Consider the following 19846-nt stretch of genomic DNA (forward strand, 5'->3'; position numbering starts at 1 on the left):
CCTGGAGAGCCGCCCCGCCCGGGTGTCACTGGTTCTGGCCGTTGAGCAGCGGCGTGATGCGCCGGAGCGTGACGCGCCGATTCTCGCGGGAAGCCTCCTGCGTGTTCACCTTCAGATACTGCTCGCCATAGCCCTGGGTCGTCAGGTTTTCCGGCGGGATCTGGAAGTCGCGCGTCAGGATCTCCGCGACCGACTGCGCCCGGCGATCGGAGAGCGAGAGATTGTCGATATCGGCGCCGACAGCGTCGGTGTGGCCTTCGACGAGGAAGACCTCGTTGGGCGAGCGCTGCAGCGCGCGCTTCACCGAATCCGCGATCACCGAAAGGCGGCGCGCCTGATCCTGCCCCACCTGCCAGGAGCCGGTATCGAAATTAATCGTATCGATATCGACGCTGCGCATGCGGGCGCGCAGATCCGGCGAGTAGCGGACCTCGTCCAGCGTGTAGCGGCGCGGAATCGCGGCGATCGGCGGGGCGATGATCGTCTCGTAGATCAGGTCCTCGTCGGCCTGGTCCGCATCGACGATATAGCGCTCGCGCGGGATCGGCAGCGGCGGCGGCGGGAGCACGACGACATCATCGGCAAAGCGCCCCGGACGGTCGCGCAGCGTGTTGTCGATGATGATCACCTCGCGGTTGTCGCGGTCGATGCGCGTGCGGCGGATCAGCCGGCCCTGCTCGTCCGTGACGGTGACGATCCGCGTGCCGTCGGGGCGCTCGAAGATCGTGCGGTTCTCGTCGCCACGGCGTTCGGAGCGGCCCTGCCAGCCGAGATCGCGGAAGCGCTGGTCCTCGTCGCGGCGGATGATGGCGCGGCCGTCATCGTCGCGGATGATGGTGCGGCCGGGCTCACGGATGATGGTGAGGTCGCCCTCGCGCTGCTCCCGCCGCTCGCGACGGATGTCGTCGAAGCGCTCGGCGCCCTGCGTCGCCATGATGCCACCGATGACGCCGGCGCCGAGGCCGATCGCACCGGCCACGCCCGGCGAGATGCCGCCGCGGCGGCCCTCACGCTGGGGCGGCTGGCCGGGGGCTCCGGCCGGCGGCTGGCCCGGAATGGCGCCCGGCTGCGCGGGAGCAGCCGTACCTGGCGCTCCCCCGGAAGGCATACCGGGAGCCGTGCGTCCCGGCTGGACCGGCGCGGCACCGGCGGGCGGCGTCGGGACTGCGGCGCCCGGCTGTGCAGGAGCCGGAGCGCCCGGCGCCCCGGCCGGAGGTGTTCCCGGAGCCGGGCGCGACGGCCGCGTCGGAGCCGTCCCTGCAGGCGGCGTCGGAACGGTCGCATCCGGCTGGACGGGAGCACCGGGCTGCGGCGCCGCGGCCGGCGGGCGCTGCCGGCCCGGCGCAGCCGAAGGCGGAACGGCCGGGCCGCCACGCGGAACCGCAGAGGGCGGCGCGCCGGCGCCGGGCTGGGACGGAACGGCCGGCGCCGTCGCAGGCGGCGTTCCCGGCGGGCGGGGCTGGGTCGGCGCAGCCGAGGGCGGAACCGACGGACCACCTCGCGGAACCGCAGAGGGCGGCGCGCCGGCACCGGGCTGGGACGGAGCGGCCGGCGCCGTCGCAGGCGGCGTTCCCGGCGGGCGGGACTGGGTCGGCGCAGCCGAAGGCGGAACAGCCGGGCCGCCACGCGGAACGGTTGATGGCGATGCGCCGGCCGGCGGCGCGGGCGGCTGAGGCGCGGTACGCGGCGCCGCGGGCACCGTCGGCTCGGCCGGCGGGCGCGGTGGTGTCGGGCGGGCGGCCGGGGCCTCCCGGGGAGATGGCGCGGCATTCGGCGTGGGGCGAGGCGCAGCAGGCACCTCACGCGGCATCGCCGGGCGCTCGGGCTGCGGACGCGCGGCCGGGGGCTCGGCGCGCGGCGCGGGCATGACGGAAGGCTGCGGCCGGGGTGCCGCCGGAGCGGGCTGCATCTGCGGCGGGCGCGGCGCATGCGGCTGGGCGGGGGCGCTCGGGGCAGCAGGGCGTTCCGGGCCACGCTGACCGGGCTGTGCGCCTGGCTGCTGCGGGCGCCGCGGCCCGCGCGGATCATCCTTGTCTCCGGGGGCGGGGGCCTGTGCGACCCGGTATCCGGCCTCGGCGAAGGCCTGCCCGGCTTGCGAAAGGACGAGGGCCGGCAGGACGGTCCCGACCAGCAACCAGCGTTTCGTGCGCATTTTCTTTTCCCGTCGTTCGTTTCAACGTGCAGATATCAGGCCGCCTCCGGCCTGAACCCCCGATGAAGCGAAAACGGCAGGAATCGGGCAGCGGTTCCGCCGCCCTGCCGATTTAGATGCCGGCCTCAGCCTTCACATAGGCCGCGATCTCGGCATGGGTCGCGAACCAGCAATCGCCCTTCGCCTTGGCCAGCCGGACCAGCTCCTCGAGTATCCAGAAGCGCGAGCGATAGGTGATGACATGCGGATGCATGGTCAGCAGGAAGAGCCCGCCATCCGCATAGGCGCCCTCGAACTCGCGGCGGAAGATGTCGAAGACCGCTTCCGGCGACGTATAGGGCCGGAGCGCCTGGAAGCGGTTCATGCTGAGATAGGGTGCGTCGTCGCGGATCCACTCGACCGGCAGCTCGACGATGCCGGTCGCCTCACCCTTCTCGACAATCTCGTAGGGATCGTCATCGGCGAAGAGCGAGCTGTCGTAGAGCAGGCCGAGCTCGCGCTCGATCGCAAGCGTCACCTCGGAAAAGTCCCAGGACGGGGTGCGCATGCCGACCGGGCGGATGCCGGTGACCTTCTCCAGCGTATCGGCCGAGCGCAGATGCAGTTCGCGCTCGTTTGCGGCCGGCACCGCCGTGTTGACCTCGTGAATCCAGCCGTGGAGGCCGATCTCATGGCCGGCACCGACGATGCGGCGCTGCTCTTCAGGATAGAGCAGGGCGGTGACGGCGGGCACGAAAAAGCTCGCCGGGATATCGTGCCGCTTCAGCAGATCGAGGATGCGCGGCACGCCGACGCGGTTGCCGTACTGGCCCCAGGAGAGCCGCCCGACCGACTTGCCGCCATCGCGCAGTTCGTTGGTCTCGTGATCGACGTCAAAGGAGAGGGCGACGGCGCAGCGGGCGCCGTTCTTCCACCTGGCCGGCTTCAGGTTGCGGCCGGCGCGGACCTGCTCGACCTTGCCGCGCCAGACCTCTTCCGGCCATTGCCAGGGCAGGAGTTCGTTGGCGTCGGTCATGGCAGTTCTCCTCAGGTCGTAGCAGTGCCCGGCAGCACCGGCACCGCGGCAAGCAGGCGCTTGGTGTAATCGTGCTGCGGATGGTCGTAGACCTCACCCGCCGCGCCGCTCTCGACGATCCGGCCGCGATACATGATCGCGACGCGGTCGCAGAGATGGCGGACGACCGAGAGGTCGTGCGAAATGAAGATCAGCGTCAGGTCGAGCTCTTGCCGGAGCCGGATCAGCAGGTTGATGATCTGCGCCTGGATCGAAACGTCGAGCGAGGCGACCGGCTCGTCGCAGACGACGACGTCGGGCTGCATCGCGAGAGCGCGGGCGATGGCGACGCGCTGGCGCTGGCCGCCCGAGAACTGATGCGGATAGCGGGCCGCGAAATCGGGATCGAGCCCGACCGCCGCCAGCCATTGCCGGACATAGGTCTTCGCCTGTGCGCGCTCGACGAGCCCGTGCGCCAGCGGCCCCTCGGCGATGCTGTCGCCCACGGTCATGCGCGGGTTGAGCGAGGCGAAAGGGTCCTGGAAGATGGTCTGGACGCGGGTCGTGACCTTATGCGGATTGTCGCCCGCGCTCATCACGGCTGAGCCGTCGATGCGGACGAGACCCTGATCCGGTGCATAGATGCCGGCGGCGACCCGCCCGAGCGTCGACTTGCCCGAGCCGGATTCGCCGACGAGGCCGAGCGCCTCGCCGCGCTTCAGCACCAGCGTGACATCGTCGACCGCCTGCACCACGGTCGGCGCCTTGGACAGGCCGGCCTTCTGGGCCAGCTTGCGGAACAGGCCGGGCGTCTGGGTGAAGCGCTTGGCGACATGCTCGATGCGGACATAGTGCACGGCGTCGGCGACGGCAGGCGGCACCTGTCTGGCGAGGCGCGGCGGCGGCGCGACGTCGGAGCCGACACCGCCAGCCAGCAATTTTCCGGGTTCGGAACGCGAGGGCAGGGCGTCGAGCAGGGACTGCGTATAGGGATGCTGCGGATGGGTCAGCACCGCGAGCGTCGGCCCGGCCTCGACGATCCTGCCGTGGCGCATGACGCAGACATGGTCGGCGAGCGAAGCGACGACGGCGAGGTCATGGCTGATCCAGATCAGCGCCGTGCCGAGCTCAGCGACCAGCTCCTTCATCTCGGCAAGAATCTCGGCCTGCACGGAGACGTCGAGCGCGGTCGTCGGCTCGTCGCAGATGATCAGCTTCGGCCGGTGCAGCAGGGCGATCGCGATGGCGACGCGCTGGCGCATGCCGCCGGAAAACTGGTGCGGGTAGAAATCGACCTTGGCTTCCGCGTCGGGAATGCGGACCTGCGCCAGCGCGGCAACGGCGCGGCGGCGCGCCTCGGCGCCCGAGACCGCCTCATGCGCTTCCAGAGCGAGCCTGATCTGCGTGCCGATGGTCAACATCGGGTTCAGCGTCATCATCGGGTCCTGGAAGACCATCGAGATCTGCTTGCCGCGGATTTTTCGCAGTTCAGCGGAGGAGAGGCCGACGAGCTCGCGCCCCTCCAGCTTCACCGAGGAGCCTGCCTCGACGCGGCCCGGCGGGTCGATCAGGCCGATGATCGAGAAGCCGGTGATGCTCTTGCCCGAGCCGGACTCGCCGACGAGCCCCATCACCTCGCCGCGCTTCAGGGCGAAGGAGACGCCGTCGACCGCCTTCACCACACCGGCACGGGTATGGAAATGGGTTGTGAGATCGGTCACTTCGAGGAGAGGCGCGTCGCTCATCGCTTCAGCCTCGGATTGACCTGGTCGCGGATGCGGTCGCCGACGAGGTTGATCGCGACGATCAGCACGATCAGCGCGATGCCGGGATAGATCGAGATCCAGTAGCGGCCCGAGAGCATGTACTGGAAGCCGTTCGCGATCAGCATGCCGAGCGAGGGCTCGGTCACCGGCAGGCCGACACCGAGGAAGGAGAGCGTCGCCTCCAGCGCAATGGCATTGGCCACCTGCACGGTCGCGACCACGATCAAAGGCGGCAGGCAGTTCGGGAAGATGTGGCGCAGCACCACGCGCCAACCCGGCAGCGGCGTCGAGAGCACGGCCTCGACATAGTCCTTGCCGCGCTCGGCCGAGGCCGCGCCATGAGCGGTGCGGGCGAAATAGGCGTATTGCGCAGCGGCGAGCGCGACGATGAGCTGCATCTTGCCCTGACCGAGCGAGGCCGAGAGCACGAGCGCCAGCAGAATCGCCGGGAAGGCGAGCTGCAGGTCGATGACGCGCATGATGAAGGCCTCGCGGCGCCCGCCGGCATAGGCTGCGCCGATACCGAGCGAGACACCGAGTACGAAGGCGAAGGCGCCGGCGACAAGCCCCATCTGCAGGGAGATGCGCAGGCCGTAGAGGATGGCCGAGAGCAGGTCGCGCCCCTGCGCATCGGTGCCGAGCCAATGGGTGTAGCCGCCTTCGCCGACGAAACCGGGCGGGCGGCGCGCATCGGAGAGCGAGAGATTGGCGAGGTCGTAAGGATTCTGCGGCGCGACCAGCGGCGCAAGCAAGGCGATGCCGATCATCAGGACGACGACGGCGAGCGCGATGACAGCGGTTCTGCTTTCGCGGAACTCGGCCCAGAAGCGAGCGGCGGGGGATGCGTCCTTCATCGCGCGCCTCCCTTCCGCAACCGCGGATCGAGCCCGACATAGGCGAGATCGACGAGGAAGTTGATGGTGATGAAGACGAAGGCGACGAGCATCAGGTAGGCGACCATCACCGGCCGGTCGAGCGACTGGATGGAGTCGATGATCAGCTTGCCGATGCCGGGCCAGGAGAAGATCGTCTCGGTGACCACGGCGAAGGCCAGCGTGGAGCCGAATTCGAGGCCGAAGACGGTGACGAGCGGGATCGCGATCAGGCGCAGCACATGGCGACGCAACACGGTCCATTCGGAGAGGCCTGCGGCGCGGGCGAATTTCACGGTGTCGGAGAGCATGGTCTCGCGCGTGCCGGCACGGGCGAGACGCGTCATCAAAGCGAGCTTGAAGAAAGCCAGATTCAGCGCCGGCAGCAGCAGATGGCTCAAGCCGTTCAGAGTGAGGAAGCTCCATTCGACGCCGAAGAGCGAGACCGTCTCGCCGCGCCCGCCCGCCGGAAGCCATTGCAGTTCGACGGCGAAGGCCATGATCAGCACGAGACCGATCCAGAAGGTGGGCACGGAAAAGCCGAGGATCGAGACCGTCATGATCAGCTTGGAGGCGTAACTGTCCGGCCTGTAGCCGGCATAGATTCCAGCGGGAATGCCGATCAGCGCCGCGCCGCAGACGGCGGCCAGCGTCAATTCCAGCGTCGCCGGCAGCCGCGACAGGATCAGGTCCATCACCGGCATGCCGAAGACGAAGGAGCGGCCGAAATCACCATGCAGCACGCGGCCGAGGAAGGTCAGGTACTGCTCCCAGAGCGGCCGGTCGAGTCCGTAATGGGCGATGGTCTGAAGGCGCAATTCCTGGCTGACATCGGGCCCGATCAGCACGTCGATCGGGTTGCCGATGGCGTAGACGCCGACGAAGACCAGCACCGACATGACGAGCATGACGACGAGCGCCTGCGCGAGCCGGCTGGCGACGTGGCCTAGCATCGGTGAAGCTTTCGGCGCGGCATCACGGCCAGTTCTCGACCATCACCGCCCGCGTCTCCTCGACGCCGACCTGCCAAAGCCCAAGCATCTCCTCGTCCGGCCGCTGGTAGAGGCCGTGGAAATTGCCGTCGCCGAGGATCTCGCGACGCTTCGCCGGGCTCGCCGCCTGATATTCGGCCGCATTGAAGGGCGGCTTCGACGTCTCGGGCATGGCGACGCCGGCGAGCCGCGTCCAGGGGAAGTTCTCCATCCAGGAGGCGTGCGAGGCGGCCGGGTCGACGGCCTTCACCGCCGCCTGGAATTGCGGCGCCGCCCACCAGTTATGCAGGCGGATGCTGGCATCGGGGTGCTTGTCCAGCCATTCGGTCGCGAAGTTCAGGGCCGGCGAATTGCCGCCATGACCGTTGACGAGGACGATGCGGCGGAAGCCGGAGCGGTAGAAGCCGTCGAAGATGTCGCCCAGCAGCGCCGCATAGGTGCTCAGGCGCAGCGAGATGCTGCCGGGGAAATTCAGGAAGCCCGGCGTCAGGCCATAGGCGAGCACCGGAAAGACCGGAATGCCCAGCGGTTCGGCCGCCTCCTGCGCCACGCGCTCGGACAGGATCACATCGGTCGCGAGGCTCAGATAGGCGTGCTGCTCGACGCTGCCGAGCGGCAGCACACAGCGGTCGTCCCGCTTGGCCTGGGCCTCGATCTGCATCCAGTTCAAATCGGCGACACGCACGGCGCGATCCTTGCTTCGCTCTGACAAGCGGTAGACAATCCCGGCAGGCGGCACGGGCTGCCCGCCACAGCCATCCTTGACTCCGGCGTCCGGGAGCGTCAAGTTCCATTTGGAACTAAATCCGCCGAGAGATTTCCTGATGCGGCGCGCGCCGACCTCTCCTTCCCGCGTCGAACCGGAGCGCGAAGCCGCGCTGGCCGATCTCGACCCGCTGACCGTGACCAAGCTCTGGGACAATCCCTGCTGGCTCTCGTTCCGGCTGAACTTCATCGCGTTCCGCTTCAACGACCCGGTCTATCGCTGGATCGAAACCCGCTACGGGCTCGTGCGCCCCGAATTCGTCGCGCTCTATGCGGTGGGCTTGAGGGAGGGCGTCGCCGCCAAGAACATCGTCGCCTCCTCCGGCCTGCCGAAGAACACGCTCTCGCGCGCCGTGCAGAAGCTGCTGCAGCGGCGCCTGCTCAAGCGCGAGACCGATCCGGCCGACCTGCGCAGCTACGTGCTCCATCTCACGCCGGCCGGCCGCAACATCTTCGACGAGACCATGGGGCCGATGATCCAGCACCAGGCGACGATGCTCGCCGGCCTCAGCGGAGACGAGCAGCGGCAGCTCTGCGTGCTGATGGACAAGCTCGTCATCGCCTCGCCCACCTGGCCTCAGGAACTCCAGCCAGAACCACACAAAACAACAGGGGATCTCGCATGAAACTCGCGCAAAGCTTCCGCCTCGCTGCCTTCGCCGCCCTGCTCGGCGCCGCCGTCTCGACCGGCGCGCTTGCCCAGACCCTGACCATCGGCGTCCGCGCCGGCCCGGAATCGATCGACCCGCATTACACCGCGACCGGCACCCATGCCGAAGCGCTGAAGCAGGTCTTCGACACGCTGATCTGGTCCGGCGACAAGCTGCAGCTCGAGCCGCGGCTGGCGACGAGCTGGAAGGCGGTCTCGCCCGATGTCTGGGAGTTCAAGCTGCGCCCCGGCGTCAAGTTCCATGACGGCTCGGACTTCACGGCAGAGGACGTCAAGTTCTCGATCGAGCGCATCCCGGTCGTCGCCGGCCCGAACCCGACGACGATCTATGTCCGCCGCGTCAAGGAGGTGAAGATCGTCGATCCGCTGACCGTCAGGGTCGTTACCGACGGCCCGGCGCCGAACCTGCCGAACGACTTCATCCGGCTCTTCATCGTCTCGCACAAGGCGGCGGCCGGCCTGACCAAGGACAATGCCAACGAGGCCTTCAATTCCGGCAAGGCCGCGATCGGCACCGGACCCTACAAATTCGTCTCCTGGACGCCGAAGGACCAGCTCCTGCTCGAGCGGTTCGACGGCTTCTGGGGCGAGAAGGAGCCCTGGGCCAAGGTTGTCCGCAAGGAGCTGCCCAACGATGCGGCCCGCGTCGCGCAGCTCAAGGCGGGACAGGTCGACATCATCGTGCGCGCGCCGGCCTCGGACGTGCCGACGCTGAAGCGCGACCCGAAGCTTTCCGTCGCGACTGTCGAGACCGTCTACCTCTTCAACATGGAGCTCGACCTGCGCGACAAGCCCCCGCAGATCACCGCCAAGGATGGCTCAGCCCTGCCGAAGAACCCGCTGCAGGATGTCCGGGTGCGCGAGGCGATCGATATCGCCATCAACCGGCCGGCGCTTGCCGAAATCGCCATGGAAGGGCTCGGCGCCGCCGCGAACCAGCTGGTCACCCCCACGATCGCCGGCTTCAACAAGGAGCTGCCCGCGATCAAGGCGGATACCGTCAAGGCGAAGAAGCTGATGACGGATGCGGGATATCCCGACGGGTTCAAGGTCACCTTCTCCTTCACCAGCGACCGCCTGCCCGGCGACCGGCAGGTCGGCACCTCGATCGCCCAGATGCTCGCCCGCATCGGCATCGAGGTGGTGGCGAACGCCCAGCCCGCGGCCGTCTTCTTCCCGGCGCGCGCCCGTTCCGAATACTCGATGGCGATGTCGGGCTGGGGCACGCTGACCGGCGAGGCCAACTACACCCTCTCCTCGCTGGTCCACTCCAACGAGCCCGCCAAGAAGCTCGGCGCCTTCAACCTGCTCGGTTACAAGAACGCCGAGGTCGACAAGCTGATCGAGGACGCCTCGGTCGAGATGGACGAGGCGAAGCGCAACAAGATGCTGTCCGACGTCGCGGCGATCGTCGCCAAGGACCGGCCGCGCATCGCCGTCACCTCGATCGGCTCGGCCTGGGCGATGCAGAAGGACAAGGTGACGATCTCGCCGCGCGTCGACGAGGACACCCTCGCGATGGACATCAAGCCCGTTAAGAAGTAACGCGGCCGCCTTCCACGCCACGGCCGTTTGTCCGGCCGTGGCGGATCACGCCTTCAAGACCCGACAGGATACCGATATGACCCTCGCGCTTGCCATCCACGGCGGCTGCGGCACGCTGCCGAAGGCCGAGATGACGGAGGGCGAATGGGCCCAGGCCCGGTCCGACCTCGCCGGTGCGCTCCGCGCCGGCTGGGCGATCCTGAGCAAGGGCGGCGCGGCGGTCGACGCCGTCGAGGCGGCCGTGCGGGTGATGGAGGATTCCCCGCATTTCAACGCCGGCCATGGCGCGGCCTTCAACAGCGAGGGCGAGCACGAGCTCGACGCCTCGATCATGGACGGGGCGACGCTCGCCGCCGGCGCGATCTGCGGGGCCAAGCGCATCCGCAACCCGATCAGCGCCGCCAAGGCACTGATGCTGCGCGGCGACCCGCTGATGCTCGCTGGGCCCGCCGCCGACGACTTCGCCGAGCATGACGGCGTCGACACCGTCGAGAACGAGCATTTCTCGACCGAGCGCCGGCGCAAGAACCTCGCCTCGATGAAGCTGCGCGAGATCGTCGGCACCGCCGCCGAGGCGAGCGAGGCCGAGAAGCATGGCACGGTCGGCGCCGTCGCCTGCGACGCGCAGGGCCATCTCGCCGCCGCGACCTCGACCGGCGGCTACACCAACAAGCCGGTCGGCCGCGTCGGCGATTCCCCGATCATCGGCGCCGGCACCTATGCCCGCGACGGGCGCTGCGCCGTCTCCGGCACCGGCAAAGGCGAGTATTTCATCCGCTACTGCGTCGGCCACGAGATCGCGTCGCTGATCGCCTATAAGGGCCTCTCGCTGGAAGCGGCGACGGACGCGGTTCTGGCCGAACTGTCCGAGCACAGGATCGGCGCCGGCCTGGTCGCAGTCGGTGCCGACGGCACGGTCGTCGCGCCCTACAACACCGAGGGCATGTATCGGGGCTGGGTGACGGCGGACGGGCTCGTCCATGTCGCGACCCACGACCATGTCGAATTGGCGGGGCAGGCGTGAGCGAACCCATCCTGATCTGGGGCGCAGGCGCCATCGGCGGCACGCTCGGTGCCTATTGGGCGCGCGCCGGCGTGCCGGTTCTGCTCGTTGATATCGTGCCGGAGCATGTCGAGGCCTGCCGCACGCGCGGGCTCGCCATTTCCGGGCCGGTCGAGGAGTTTACGCAGGTCGTGCCGGCCGCGACGCCGGGTGAACTGACCGGCCGCTACAGCCGCATCGTACTCGCCGTGAAGGCTGGCGCGACGGAAGCTGCGCTCGCTGCGTTGAAGCCGCATCTGACTGACGACGGCTTCGTGCTCTCCGCGCAGAACGGCCTGAACGAACTCGCCATCGCCAAGGCGGTCGGCGAACAGCGCACCATGGGCTGCTTCGTCAATTTCGGTGCCGACTGGCTCGGGCCGGGCGAAATCCTCTACGGCAATCGCGGTGCGACGGTCGTCGGCGAGCTCGACGGCTCGATCAGTGAACGCGCCGTCGAGATGCACCGGCTGATGAGGCTGTTCGAGCCGGACGCGATCCTGACCGACAACATCTTCGGCTATCTCTGGGGCAAGCTCGCCTATGGCGCGATGCTGTTCGCCACCGCCCTGACCGACGATTCGATGTCGGCGAACTTTTCGGACCCGGAACGGCTGCCGGTCTGGCTCGCGCTCGGACGCGAGGTCGGGGCTGTCGCGGCCAGACGTGGCGTGACCTCGCTCGGCTTCGGCGATTTCGACCCGATGGTGTTCGCACCCGGCCGACCGGAAGGGCCGCAGATCGAAACGATCAACTGGCTCGCGCATTACACTTCGCAAACCGCCAAGACCCATTCCGGCATCTGGCGCGATCTCGCCGTGCGCAAGCGGAAGACCGAAGTCGATCCGCAGATCGGCGTCATCGCCACGCTCGGCCGCGAGGTCGGCATCGCGACGCCCGCGATCGAGACGCTGGTCTCGCTGATTCACGACATCGAGGAAGGCCGCCGCCCGATGGCCTTCGAGACGCTCAAGGTATTGATCGACCGATGCAGATCCGCTTCGACAACCGCGTAGCCCTCGTCACCGGCGCAGCCCAGGGCATCGGGCGCGCGATCGCCGTCGCGCTGGCCGAGGCCGGCGCGCGCGTCCATCTCGCCGATATCGATGCGGCGGGGGTGCAGGCCACGGCGAAGGAGATCGGCGCGACCGGGCACGCGGCCGATCTCGGCTCGCCTGATGCGGCGCAGGCGCTGGTACGCGCGATCGTGGCGGCCGATGGCAAGCTCGATCTTCTCGTCCATGCTGCCGGCGGCGTGCGCGGGCAGGTCGGCGGGGCGATCGAGGCGGTTTCCGAGGAAGACTGGCGCGTGATCTTCGCTGCCAATGTCGACGCCGCCTTCTTCCTGGCGCAGGCGGCAGCGCCCGTGATGAAGCAGGCCGGCTATGGGCGGATCGTGACGATCTCGTCGGGCGCGGGCTTGAGGCCAAGCCTCACCGGCATCCAGGCCTATGCCAGCGCCAAGCACGCGCTGGTCGGCCTGACGAAGCAGCTCGCCTGGGAGTTCGGGCCGCATGGCATCACGGTGAATTCGGTGGCGCCGGGCTTCGTGCGCTCCAACCCCGCGACCGAGCGGCAATGGCAGAGCTACGGGCCTGAGGGGCAGAAAAAGCTGGTCGAGAGCATCCATACCCGCCGGCTCGGCACACCCCAGGATATCGCCAATGCCACGCTGTTCTTCCTGAGCGAGCAGGCCGGCTGGATTTCCGGGCAGGTGCTCTCGGTGGATGGCGGGCGGTCGTAGCGACGGCTGGAGCGCGCCGGCATGCTCGGGCTTGGCCCGAGCATCTCGTCCCGAAGGAGGCTCCAGCGCCTTGTTCTGGGTGAGATTCTCGGGTCAAGCCCGAGAATGACGCCACCCGTGCCTCACCCGCAATTCGCCTGATCGGCCGGCATCTCGGCACCGACCATCCAGCTCGTGCCGAAACGGTCGGTCAGCATGCCGAAGCGCGGCGACCAGAAGGTCTCGGCCATCGGCATGGCGATCCTGATGGCTCCTTCGGCGAGGCCGGCGAAGATGCGGTCGGCCTCCTCGGGCGTCTTCACTCCGACGCTGACGGAGACCGAGCGCATCGGCCCGTCGCTCTGATTGGGCGGTGCATCGGAGGCCATCAGCATCTGGCCGTCAATCTCCAGGCAGGCATGCAGGATCTTGTCCCGCCATTCCGGCGCGACATGCTCCTCGGCCGGCGTGCCCTTGTGGTCCATCATGGCCAGCATCTTGCCGCCCAGCACCTTCTCGTAATGGGTGAAGGCCTCGCGGCAATTGCCTTCGAACATCAGATAGGTCGAGAGTTTCATCGCGTATCCTCCTGCGTGCTTACGGGAAGCGTTCAGCGCTTGCGGTAATACTGGGCGGCCATGAACTCGGCCCACTGGCCGTCGGGCCCAAGCGCACGCGAGGTCAGGGTGCGGTGGTCAGGTGACAGGAAGGTGATGATGTCCTGATACTTCGCCATCGAGCCGTCGCCGGTCATGCTCGGCCCCTCGGTGTCGAGGACCAGCGACTTGCCGTCATCCGAGAGCGCGCCGTCATAGGTCCACATCATCGTCATCATGGAGGCGACGAAGCTGCCGACGAAGCGGCCCTTGGCCGGGTCGAAGCCGAGCGTCATCAGGCTGGTGACCGGCTTGCCCTCAGGCCCCTCACCCTGCCCCTCGCCGAGCGTCCAGAGCCCGCCGAGCGAGCGCACGCTCTCGGTGCCCTTCGACGAGGATGGCGGCTGATCCGGGCCCATCGAGCAGTTCATCTCGGCTGTCCAATCACCGATCAGCTGGTGGAGCCACTCATGCTCCTTCTGCGGTTCGCCCATCATGGTTTCTCTCCTCTGGTTTTTCGTTCTCTGGGTGATCGGGATCAGGCGGGGCGCTCGGCCGCGGCCTTCATGGCCTTGAGTCCGGCCTCGAAATCGCCGCCGACCATGCGGTCCATGTCCATGAAGACGTGGATGATCTTGCCGATGAAGGGCGTCGGGCCGGTCATGATCCAGGTCACGTTCGTACCCTGGCTCTGTGGCGTCAGCGCGAAGACGACATCGTTATGCGCCTCGAAGGGCTTGAGGAAATCGAGCTTGAGCGCGAGCTTGCCCGACGCCTGCGCCTCGGTGATGCGCATGCTGCCCTCGCCGACATTCTTGTCGCCGGCCCAGGCATAGGTCGCGCCAACGCCGGTCTCGGGGCCGCCATAGGTGCGCTTCATCGCGGGGTCCTTCTTCTCCCAGGGCGACCAGGCGCTCCAGGCCCGGAAATCGGCGATCAGCGGATAAATGCGCTCGGGTGCGGCATTGATCGCGATGGAGCGGGTGACCTGGAAGGTATCGGGCTTGCGGGCGGCCAGGATGAGCACGACGACGACGCCGGTCGCGAGAAGGCCGAGCAGGCCGAGAAGAATGGTCTTGAGCATGACGAACACCTGAAATGGGGCTGCAGGAATGGCTTCGGCGTCAAACGCCTGATTTATCGGGTGGTTTCGCCTTGATCGCGCGGAGCATCTCGTCCAGCCGCCCCAGGCTCTGGTCCCAGAAACGGCTGTAATGCTCCAGCCATTGCGAGACGTCCTGCAGCGGGCCGGGATCGAGCCGGCAAGGTCTCCACTGGGCTTCCTTCCCCCGCGTGATCAGCCCAGCACGCTCCAGCACCTTCAGGTGCTTGGAAACCGCGGGAAGGCTCATCGCGAAGGGCTCGGCGAGTTCCTTCACCGAACTCTCGCCTTGCGACAGCCGGGCCAGGATGGCGCGGCGCGTCGGATCGGCGAGGGCTGCGAAGGTCAGGCTGAGCGGGTCCGTCGACATCATATGAAACCGATCAGTTAATTAACTGATCGGTTTACTAATTGCATTCCTCCTGCCTGTCAACCATGCGGGCCGCAAGCTGGCGCGGGCCACCGCCGGTTGTTGTCAGGAGCGGCGCGCCACGGCTAGAACCAGTGCGATACAAGGAGGGTTCATGAGCTTCGAGACCGCAGCGACACCGGAAGCCGCCGTGGACCGGCTCGAACGGCTCTATGACGAGGCGCGCTCGGCCCTGCGCGGCGACCTGCAGCGCTTCTTCGACACCGGCGAGGCGCCGACGGCCGAGGACCGGGAGCGCTATCGCTATCCGATGCTGCGCGTGACCTACGAGCCCTCGAAGCTGCCGGCGGCGACGCGGCGCGGCTATGCCAAATTCGCGGTGCCCGGCATCTATTCGACCACGGTGACGCAGCCGGCCGAGTTCCGCACCTATCTGCTCGACCAGTTGAAGCCGCTCGTCGCCGAATACGGCGCGACCATCGAGACCGGCGTCAGCACGCAGGAAATCCCCTACCCCTACGCGCTCGAAGGCGGCGACGAGCTGGGGCGCGGCAAGATCACGGCAGCCGAGCTCGCACGCCATTTCCCAACGCCGCTGCTGGCGCTGGTCGGAGACGAGATTGCGGACGGCAGCTATGAATTGATCGAGGGCGAGCCGCGCCCGCTCTCGCTGTTCGACGCGGTCCGGGTCGACTATTCGCTGCGGCGGCTGGTGCATTACACCGGCACCGACTGGCGGGCCGTGCAGCCCTGGGTGCTGCTGACCAACTACCATCGCTATGTCGACCAGTTCGTCCGGCTCGGCCTCGCCGAGATCGAGGCCGGCACGGCCGAGGCGCTGATCGCACCGGGCGGCATCCGCATCGACAGGGACGGGATCGACGTCTCGGCCGCCGAGCGGGTGATGTCAGCGCCCTGGCACCGCTTCCAGATGCCGGCCTATCACCTGATCCGAAAGGGCGGCGAGGGCGTGACGCTGGTCAATATCGGCGTCGGCCCTTCCAACGCGAAGAACATCACCGACCATCTCGCGGTGCTCCGGCCGAATTGCTGGCTGATGGTCGGCCATTGCGGCGGGCTCCGCCAGACCCAGATCATCGGCGATTATGTGCTGGCCCATGCCTATCTCCGGCAGGACCGCATCCTCGACGACCTCGTGCCGCCGGACATCCCGATCCCGGCGCTGGCGGAGGTGCAGGTCGCGCTCCAGCAAGCGGCGGCCGACATCACCGGCGAAAAGGGCGACCGGCTGAAGCAGCGCCTGCGCACCGGCACCGTCGTGACCCAGGACGACCGCAACTGGGAATTGCAATGGACCAAGGAGCGGCGGCGCATCAACCTGTCGCGCGCCATCGCGGTCGACATGGAATCCGGCACGATCGCGGCGCAAGGGTATCGGCTGCGCGTGCCCTACGGCACCTTGCTCTGCGTCTCCGACAAGCCGCTCCACGGCGAGATCAAGCTGCCCGGCGCCGCCAACGCCTTCTACGAGCGCGCCGTCGGCGAGCATCTGCGCATCGGGCTCGATGCGCTGGAGAAGCTCAAGGAAGCGGGCGCCACGATCCATTCGCGCAAGCTCAGGAGCTTCGACGAGCCGCCGTTTAGGTAAGCGCTGCTCAGCCGAACACCCCATAGGCCAGCAGCCCCGCAATCACCCAGAGCGCGAGATTGCCCCAGCGATTGCGCCGGGCCTCCGCCCTACCGATCGCCTCGACGCTGCGCTCGTCGAGCGAGAAGCCGTGACGCGAGGCATCCTCGAGCTGGCCGAGCACACGCTCGGCGCGGATGACCGTGTCGGGCAGGCTCGCAAGCGAGCCGAGCAGGGAGCGGGCGCCGCGCCCGGCCTCTTCCAGACGGCCGAGCGGACCGAGATTATGGGTGATCCAGCTCCGCACCACCGGATCGGCCGTGCCCCACATGTCGAGATGGGGATCGAGCGTGCGCGCCACGCCCTCGACCACCACCATGGTCTTCTGCAGCATGACGAGCTCGGTGCGCGTCGCCATGTCGAACATGCCGGTAATCTCGAAGAGCAGGGTCAGGACCTTGGCCATCGAGATCTGGTCGGCGCTCTTGTCATGGATCGGTTCGCCGACCGCGCGGATCGCCTGGGCGAAATCCGCGACGTCGTGATGGGCCGGGACATAGCCCGCCTCGAAATGCACCTGCGCCACGCGCGTGTAGTCGCGGGTGATGAAGCCGAGCAGGATTTCCGCGAGGAAGCGCCGCTCCTTCAGGCCGAGCCGGCCCATGATGCCGCCATCGACCGCGACGAGGCGCCCCTCCGCATCGACGAAGAGGTTTCCGGGATGCATGTCGGCATGGAAGAAGCCGTCGCGGATCGCATGCTTCAGGAAGGACTGGATGATGTTGCGGGCGAGCTCCGGCAGATCGTGGCCGGCGGCACGCAGGCCCTCGACATCGGAGAGGCGGACGCCGTCGATCCATTCGTCGACCAGCATCTCCCGCGCCGTGAGCTGCCAGTCCGGCTCCGGCACGCGGAAATCGGTGTCGCCCTTGGTATTCTCGGCGAATTCGGAGAGGGCGGCGGCTTCGAGCCGCAGGTCCATCTCCATCGCGACCGAGCGCGCCAGGGTCTCGACCACGCCGCTGAAGCGCAGCCGCCGCGCCTCCGCCGAGCGTGCTTCCGCCGTTTCGGCGCCGAAACGCATCGCGGCGAGATCACGGTTGAAGCGGTCGCGGATGCCGGGCCTGAGGATCTTGACCGCGACCTCGCGGCCGTCCTTCAGGCGGGCGCGATGAACCTGAGCGATCGAGGCTGCGGCGACCGGCTCGCTGAATTCGACGAAAAGGTCTTCGAGCTTTCCGCCATGCGCGGCTTCGACGATGGCGCGCGCTTCCGCCATCGGGAAGGCCGGCATCCGGTCCTGCAAGGCCGAGAGATCCTGCGCGATCCTCATGCCGACGACATCGGGCCGCGTCGCCAGGAACTGGCCGAACTTCACATAGGAGGGACCGAGCCGGGTCATCGCTGCCGCGAGGCGGGTGGCGGAGGAGCCGGCGCCGCGCCGCTCGATCAGGCGGCCGACACGGATCAGCCCGCGCGCCAGCGGCGGCAGCACGGAGGGGTCGACCAGCGCCAGCGCACCCTCGCGCGCCAGCACGAAGCCGACGCGCGCGCCGCGCAGCATGTGGAAGAAGGACGAGATCATGCCGCCTGAGCCAGCATCACAGCTTCCAGCCGGAATGCAGCGCCACGACGCCGCCGGTCATCGGCGTGAACTTCGCGCGGCGGAAGCCGGCATCCTCGATCATGTTGGCGAAAGCCTGCGGCTTCGGGAACTTGCGGATCGATTCGACGAGATACTGGTAGGGCTCGGCCTCGCCGGTGACCATGCGGCCCATCGGCGGGATGACCTTGAAGGAATAGCTCTCGTAGACCTTGTCGAGCAGGGGGACGTCGACATGGCTGAATTCGAGGCAGAGGAAGCGCCCGCCGCGCTTCAGCACGCGATAGGCCTCGGCCAGCGCCTTGTCGATGCGCGGCACGTTCCGGATGCCAAAGGCGATGGTGTAGCAGTCGAAATGATTGTCGGGCAGGCCGAGCTCTTCGGCATTGCCCTGGACGAAGCGGATGCGATCATTGTCCGGGAAGCGCTTATCGGCGCGCTCGCGCCCGACGCGCAGCATGTCGGCATTGATGTCGAGCACGGTGACATCAGTCTCAGGTCCGCCGGCCTCCAGCACCGAGAAGGCGACATCGCCCGTGCCGCCGGCCACGTCGAGATGATGGAAGGGGCAATCCTTCGCAGGATTGATCGCGGTCAGCAGCGCGCTCTTCCAGGCCCGGTGCAGCCCGCCCGACATCAGATCGTTCATCAAGTCGTAGCGGTTGGCGACCTTGTGGAAGACGTCGTCGACCTTGGCCTGCTTCTCGGCGAGCTTCACCGTCTCGAAGCCGAAATGGGTGGTGTCCCCGGGTCCGGTATTCTGGGCTGCTGTCACGTTTCTGGCCGCTCTTGTGTTTGGCTGAAGCGATGAATAGCCAAAGGTTGCGGGCTTGTCGCGGCCCGTCTCGACGCAGGCTTTACGAAGGTCGTTGATATGCCGGAGCTACCCGAGGTCGAAACCGTCCGGCGCGGGCTGGAGCCCGCCATGCTGGGCGAGCGCTTCCAACGCGTCGAGTTGCGCCGGCCGGATCTGCGCTTCCCCCTGCCCGAGCGCTTCGCCGAGCGGCTGACCGGGCGGCGGATCGACGCCCTGTCGCGCCGGGCGAAATATCTGATCGCCGATCTCGACGACGGCGCGGCGCTCGTGATGCATCTGGGCATGAGCGGGCGCTTCATCGTCGAGGCGCCCGGAACGCCACCGACCGAGCCCGGCTCCTATTATAATGAGATCGGCCGGCACCTGATCCATGACCATGTCGTGTTCGAGATGGGGACCGGCGCGCGCGTCACCTATAACGACGTGCGCCGCTTCGGCTTCATGGACCTCGTGCCGCGCGCCGAACTGGCCACGTCGAAGCATTTCGCAGGCATGGGCATCGAGCCGCTCGGCAACGAACTCTCCGGCGAGACGCTGGCGAAGCTGTTCGCGGGCAAGTTCGCGCCCCTGAAGGCCGCGCTGCTCGACCAGCGGCTCGTGGCGGGCCTCGGCAATATCTATGTCTGCGAGGCTCTGTTCCGGGCCGGGCTCCACCCGGAAGCTGAAGCCGGAACGATCGCGACGCCGACCGGCCGGCCGCGCGAGAAGGCCCATGAGCTCGCCCGCATCATTCGCGAAGTGCTGGAGGAAGCGGTCGCAGCCGGCGGCTCGACGCTGCGCGACTTCGCCCATGCCGACGGCTCGCTCGGCTATTTCCAGCACCGCTTCAAGGTCTATGACCGCGAGGGCGAGACCTGCGTCACGTCCGGCTGCGGCAAGCTGGTGAAGCGTCTGGTGCAGTCGGGACGCTCGACGTTCTATTGCGAGAGCTGCCAGAAGCGGGCCGTTCGCTAGCGGTCCGATCTCCGCTTAGGGTCGGGAGCGGCAAAGCAGGAAACTTCAGCCGAGCCCCCGCGTCCGCCTCATACGAACTCGTCGCTTCAATTCGTCCATGATGTCCTTAATCTCACAATCCAGAACATAAAGGTCGCCTAGGGAGCGTCGGTTCAGAGGACCGTCGTACCAGAAGCCCATGAGGCGATAAAAAATTCGAGCGTGCAGCAAGCCTCTGCCGAACGGCATCCCGGCGCCGCCGTTGTATATCCACCGGTTGGCACGGTCTCCTGCACGCGGGGCAAGTTCCTCGCGA

20 protein-coding genes are annotated in these 19846 nt (G+C 67.8%); 8 read left to right on the top strand and 12 right to left on the bottom strand.

Annotated features, from left to right (window positions below; all coding sequences use genetic code 11):
- Nucleotides 1-25: 25 nt before the first annotated feature.
- Nucleotides 26-1108 carry an OmpA family protein gene (locus tag AC1RLU_RS20455; protein WP_492797867.1) on the bottom strand — a complete coding sequence of 361 codons (1083 nt, stop codon included), beginning with the start codon at nucleotides 1106-1108 and terminating at the stop codon, nucleotides 26-28.
- A 10-nt stretch (nucleotides 1109-1118) separates the two neighbouring features.
- On the opposite strand from AC1RLU_RS20455, the gene AC1RLU_RS20460 reads away from it, so the two are divergent.
- Nucleotides 1119-1673 (top strand): hypothetical protein, encoded by a 555-nt coding sequence (locus AC1RLU_RS20460; protein ID WP_492797869.1) that lies wholly within the window; start codon nucleotides 1119-1121, stop codon nucleotides 1671-1673.
- Between the two features lie 591 nt (nucleotides 1674-2264).
- Here AC1RLU_RS20460 and AC1RLU_RS20465 read toward each other — a convergent pair.
- Genes AC1RLU_RS20465 through AC1RLU_RS20485 form a run of 5 tightly spaced genes read right to left on the bottom strand, consistent with a single transcriptional unit; the run spans nucleotide 2265 to nucleotide 7461 of the window.
- Nucleotides 2265-3167 (bottom strand): polysaccharide deacetylase family protein, encoded by a 903-nt coding sequence (locus AC1RLU_RS20465; protein WP_492797870.1) that lies wholly within the window; start codon nucleotides 3165-3167, stop codon nucleotides 2265-2267.
- An 11-nt stretch (nucleotides 3168-3178) separates the two neighbouring features.
- Nucleotides 3179-4891, bottom strand: coding sequence for a dipeptide ABC transporter ATP-binding protein (locus AC1RLU_RS20470; RefSeq protein ID WP_492797872.1), 1713 nt, complete (start codon nucleotides 4889-4891; stop codon nucleotides 3179-3181).
- Nucleotides 4888-5766 carry an ABC transporter permease gene (locus tag AC1RLU_RS20475; protein ID WP_492797874.1) on the bottom strand — a complete coding sequence of 293 codons (879 nt, stop codon included), beginning with the start codon at nucleotides 5764-5766 and terminating at the stop codon, nucleotides 4888-4890. Before AC1RLU_RS20475 ends, AC1RLU_RS20470 begins: the two co-directional genes overlap by 4 nt.
- A complete protein-coding gene (locus AC1RLU_RS20480; protein WP_492797876.1) occupies nucleotides 5763-6737 on the bottom strand; it encodes an ABC transporter permease in 975 nt (324 codons plus the stop codon). Before AC1RLU_RS20480 ends, AC1RLU_RS20475 begins: the two co-directional genes overlap by 4 nt.
- Before the next feature lie 22 nt (nucleotides 6738-6759).
- Nucleotides 6760-7461: a creatininase family protein gene (locus AC1RLU_RS20485; RefSeq protein WP_492797878.1), complete on the bottom strand. Its 702-nt coding sequence runs from the start codon at nucleotides 7459-7461 to the stop codon at nucleotides 6760-6762.
- Between the two features lie 139 nt (nucleotides 7462-7600).
- Between AC1RLU_RS20485 and AC1RLU_RS20490 the strand changes: the two genes are divergently transcribed.
- The 5 genes from AC1RLU_RS20490 to AC1RLU_RS20510 all read left to right on the top strand — a co-directional run bounded on the left by AC1RLU_RS20490 (nucleotide 7601) and on the right by AC1RLU_RS20510 (nucleotide 12542).
- Nucleotides 7601-8167 (top strand): MarR family winged helix-turn-helix transcriptional regulator, encoded by a 567-nt coding sequence (locus AC1RLU_RS20490; RefSeq protein WP_492797879.1) that lies wholly within the window; start codon nucleotides 7601-7603, stop codon nucleotides 8165-8167.
- Entirely contained in the window at nucleotides 8164-9756 is a 1593-nt protein-coding gene (locus tag AC1RLU_RS20495; RefSeq protein ID WP_142114372.1) for an ABC transporter substrate-binding protein, read from the top strand. Before AC1RLU_RS20490 ends, AC1RLU_RS20495 begins: the two co-directional genes overlap by 4 nt.
- A gap of 76 nt (nucleotides 9757-9832) precedes the next feature.
- Complete coding sequence (locus AC1RLU_RS20500) at nucleotides 9833-10780, top strand: isoaspartyl peptidase/L-asparaginase (protein WP_113586131.1); 948 nt, start codon at nucleotides 9833-9835, stop codon at nucleotides 10778-10780.
- Nucleotides 10777-11814: a ketopantoate reductase family protein gene (locus AC1RLU_RS20505; RefSeq protein WP_492797880.1), complete on the top strand. Its 1038-nt coding sequence runs from the start codon at nucleotides 10777-10779 to the stop codon at nucleotides 11812-11814. The genes AC1RLU_RS20500 and AC1RLU_RS20505 overlap by 4 nt, the downstream gene beginning before the upstream one ends.
- A complete protein-coding gene (locus AC1RLU_RS20510; protein ID WP_113586133.1) occupies nucleotides 11787-12542 on the top strand; it encodes an SDR family NAD(P)-dependent oxidoreductase in 756 nt (251 codons plus the stop codon). The genes AC1RLU_RS20505 and AC1RLU_RS20510 overlap by 28 nt, the downstream gene beginning before the upstream one ends.
- Before the next feature lie 122 nt (nucleotides 12543-12664).
- Here AC1RLU_RS20510 and AC1RLU_RS20515 read toward each other — a convergent pair whose 3' ends face one another.
- From AC1RLU_RS20515 to AC1RLU_RS20530, 4 genes are read right to left on the bottom strand one after another with little or no spacing between them, the layout of a single operon-like run.
- Nucleotides 12665-13099, bottom strand: a complete 435-nt coding sequence (locus tag AC1RLU_RS20515) for a VOC family protein (protein WP_142114369.1) — start codon at nucleotides 13097-13099, stop codon at nucleotides 12665-12667.
- Nucleotides 13100-13131: 32 nt separating this feature from the next.
- Nucleotides 13132-13614 carry a DUF1579 domain-containing protein gene (locus tag AC1RLU_RS20520; RefSeq protein WP_492797882.1) on the bottom strand — a complete coding sequence of 161 codons (483 nt, stop codon included), beginning with the start codon at nucleotides 13612-13614 and terminating at the stop codon, nucleotides 13132-13134.
- Between the two features lie 41 nt (nucleotides 13615-13655).
- Nucleotides 13656-14201 carry an SRPBCC family protein gene (locus AC1RLU_RS20525; protein WP_492797883.1) on the bottom strand — a complete coding sequence of 182 codons (546 nt, stop codon included), beginning with the start codon at nucleotides 14199-14201 and terminating at the stop codon, nucleotides 13656-13658.
- A gap of 40 nt (nucleotides 14202-14241) precedes the next feature.
- Nucleotides 14242-14589, bottom strand: a complete 348-nt coding sequence (locus tag AC1RLU_RS20530; protein WP_492798216.1) for an ArsR/SmtB family transcription factor — start codon at nucleotides 14587-14589, stop codon at nucleotides 14242-14244.
- Between the two features lie 154 nt (nucleotides 14590-14743).
- Between AC1RLU_RS20530 and AC1RLU_RS20535 the strand changes: the two genes are divergently transcribed.
- Nucleotides 14744-16198: an AMP nucleosidase gene (locus AC1RLU_RS20535; RefSeq protein ID WP_492797885.1), complete on the top strand. Its 1455-nt coding sequence runs from the start codon at nucleotides 14744-14746 to the stop codon at nucleotides 16196-16198.
- A 7-nt stretch (nucleotides 16199-16205) separates the two neighbouring features.
- Here the strand turns inward: AC1RLU_RS20535 and ubiB are convergent, their stop codons facing one another.
- Entirely contained in the window at nucleotides 16206-17762 is a 1557-nt protein-coding gene (gene ubiB, locus AC1RLU_RS20540) for a 2-polyprenylphenol 6-hydroxylase (RefSeq protein ID WP_492797886.1), read from the bottom strand.
- 16 nt (nucleotides 17763-17778) lie between these two features.
- Nucleotides 17779-18555: a bifunctional demethylmenaquinone methyltransferase/2-methoxy-6-polyprenyl-1,4-benzoquinol methylase UbiE gene (gene ubiE / locus AC1RLU_RS20545; RefSeq protein WP_492797887.1), complete on the bottom strand. Its 777-nt coding sequence runs from the start codon at nucleotides 18553-18555 to the stop codon at nucleotides 17779-17781.
- A gap of 99 nt (nucleotides 18556-18654) precedes the next feature.
- On the opposite strand from ubiE, the gene mutM reads away from it, so the two are divergent.
- Nucleotides 18655-19551 (top strand): bifunctional DNA-formamidopyrimidine glycosylase/DNA-(apurinic or apyrimidinic site) lyase, encoded by an 897-nt coding sequence (gene mutM / locus AC1RLU_RS20550; RefSeq protein WP_492797889.1) that lies wholly within the window; start codon nucleotides 18655-18657, stop codon nucleotides 19549-19551.
- Nucleotides 19552-19846: the final 295 nt, after the last annotated feature.

It is taken from the genome of Allobosea sp. GW822-FHT05A11 (genome assembly GCF_058800455.1).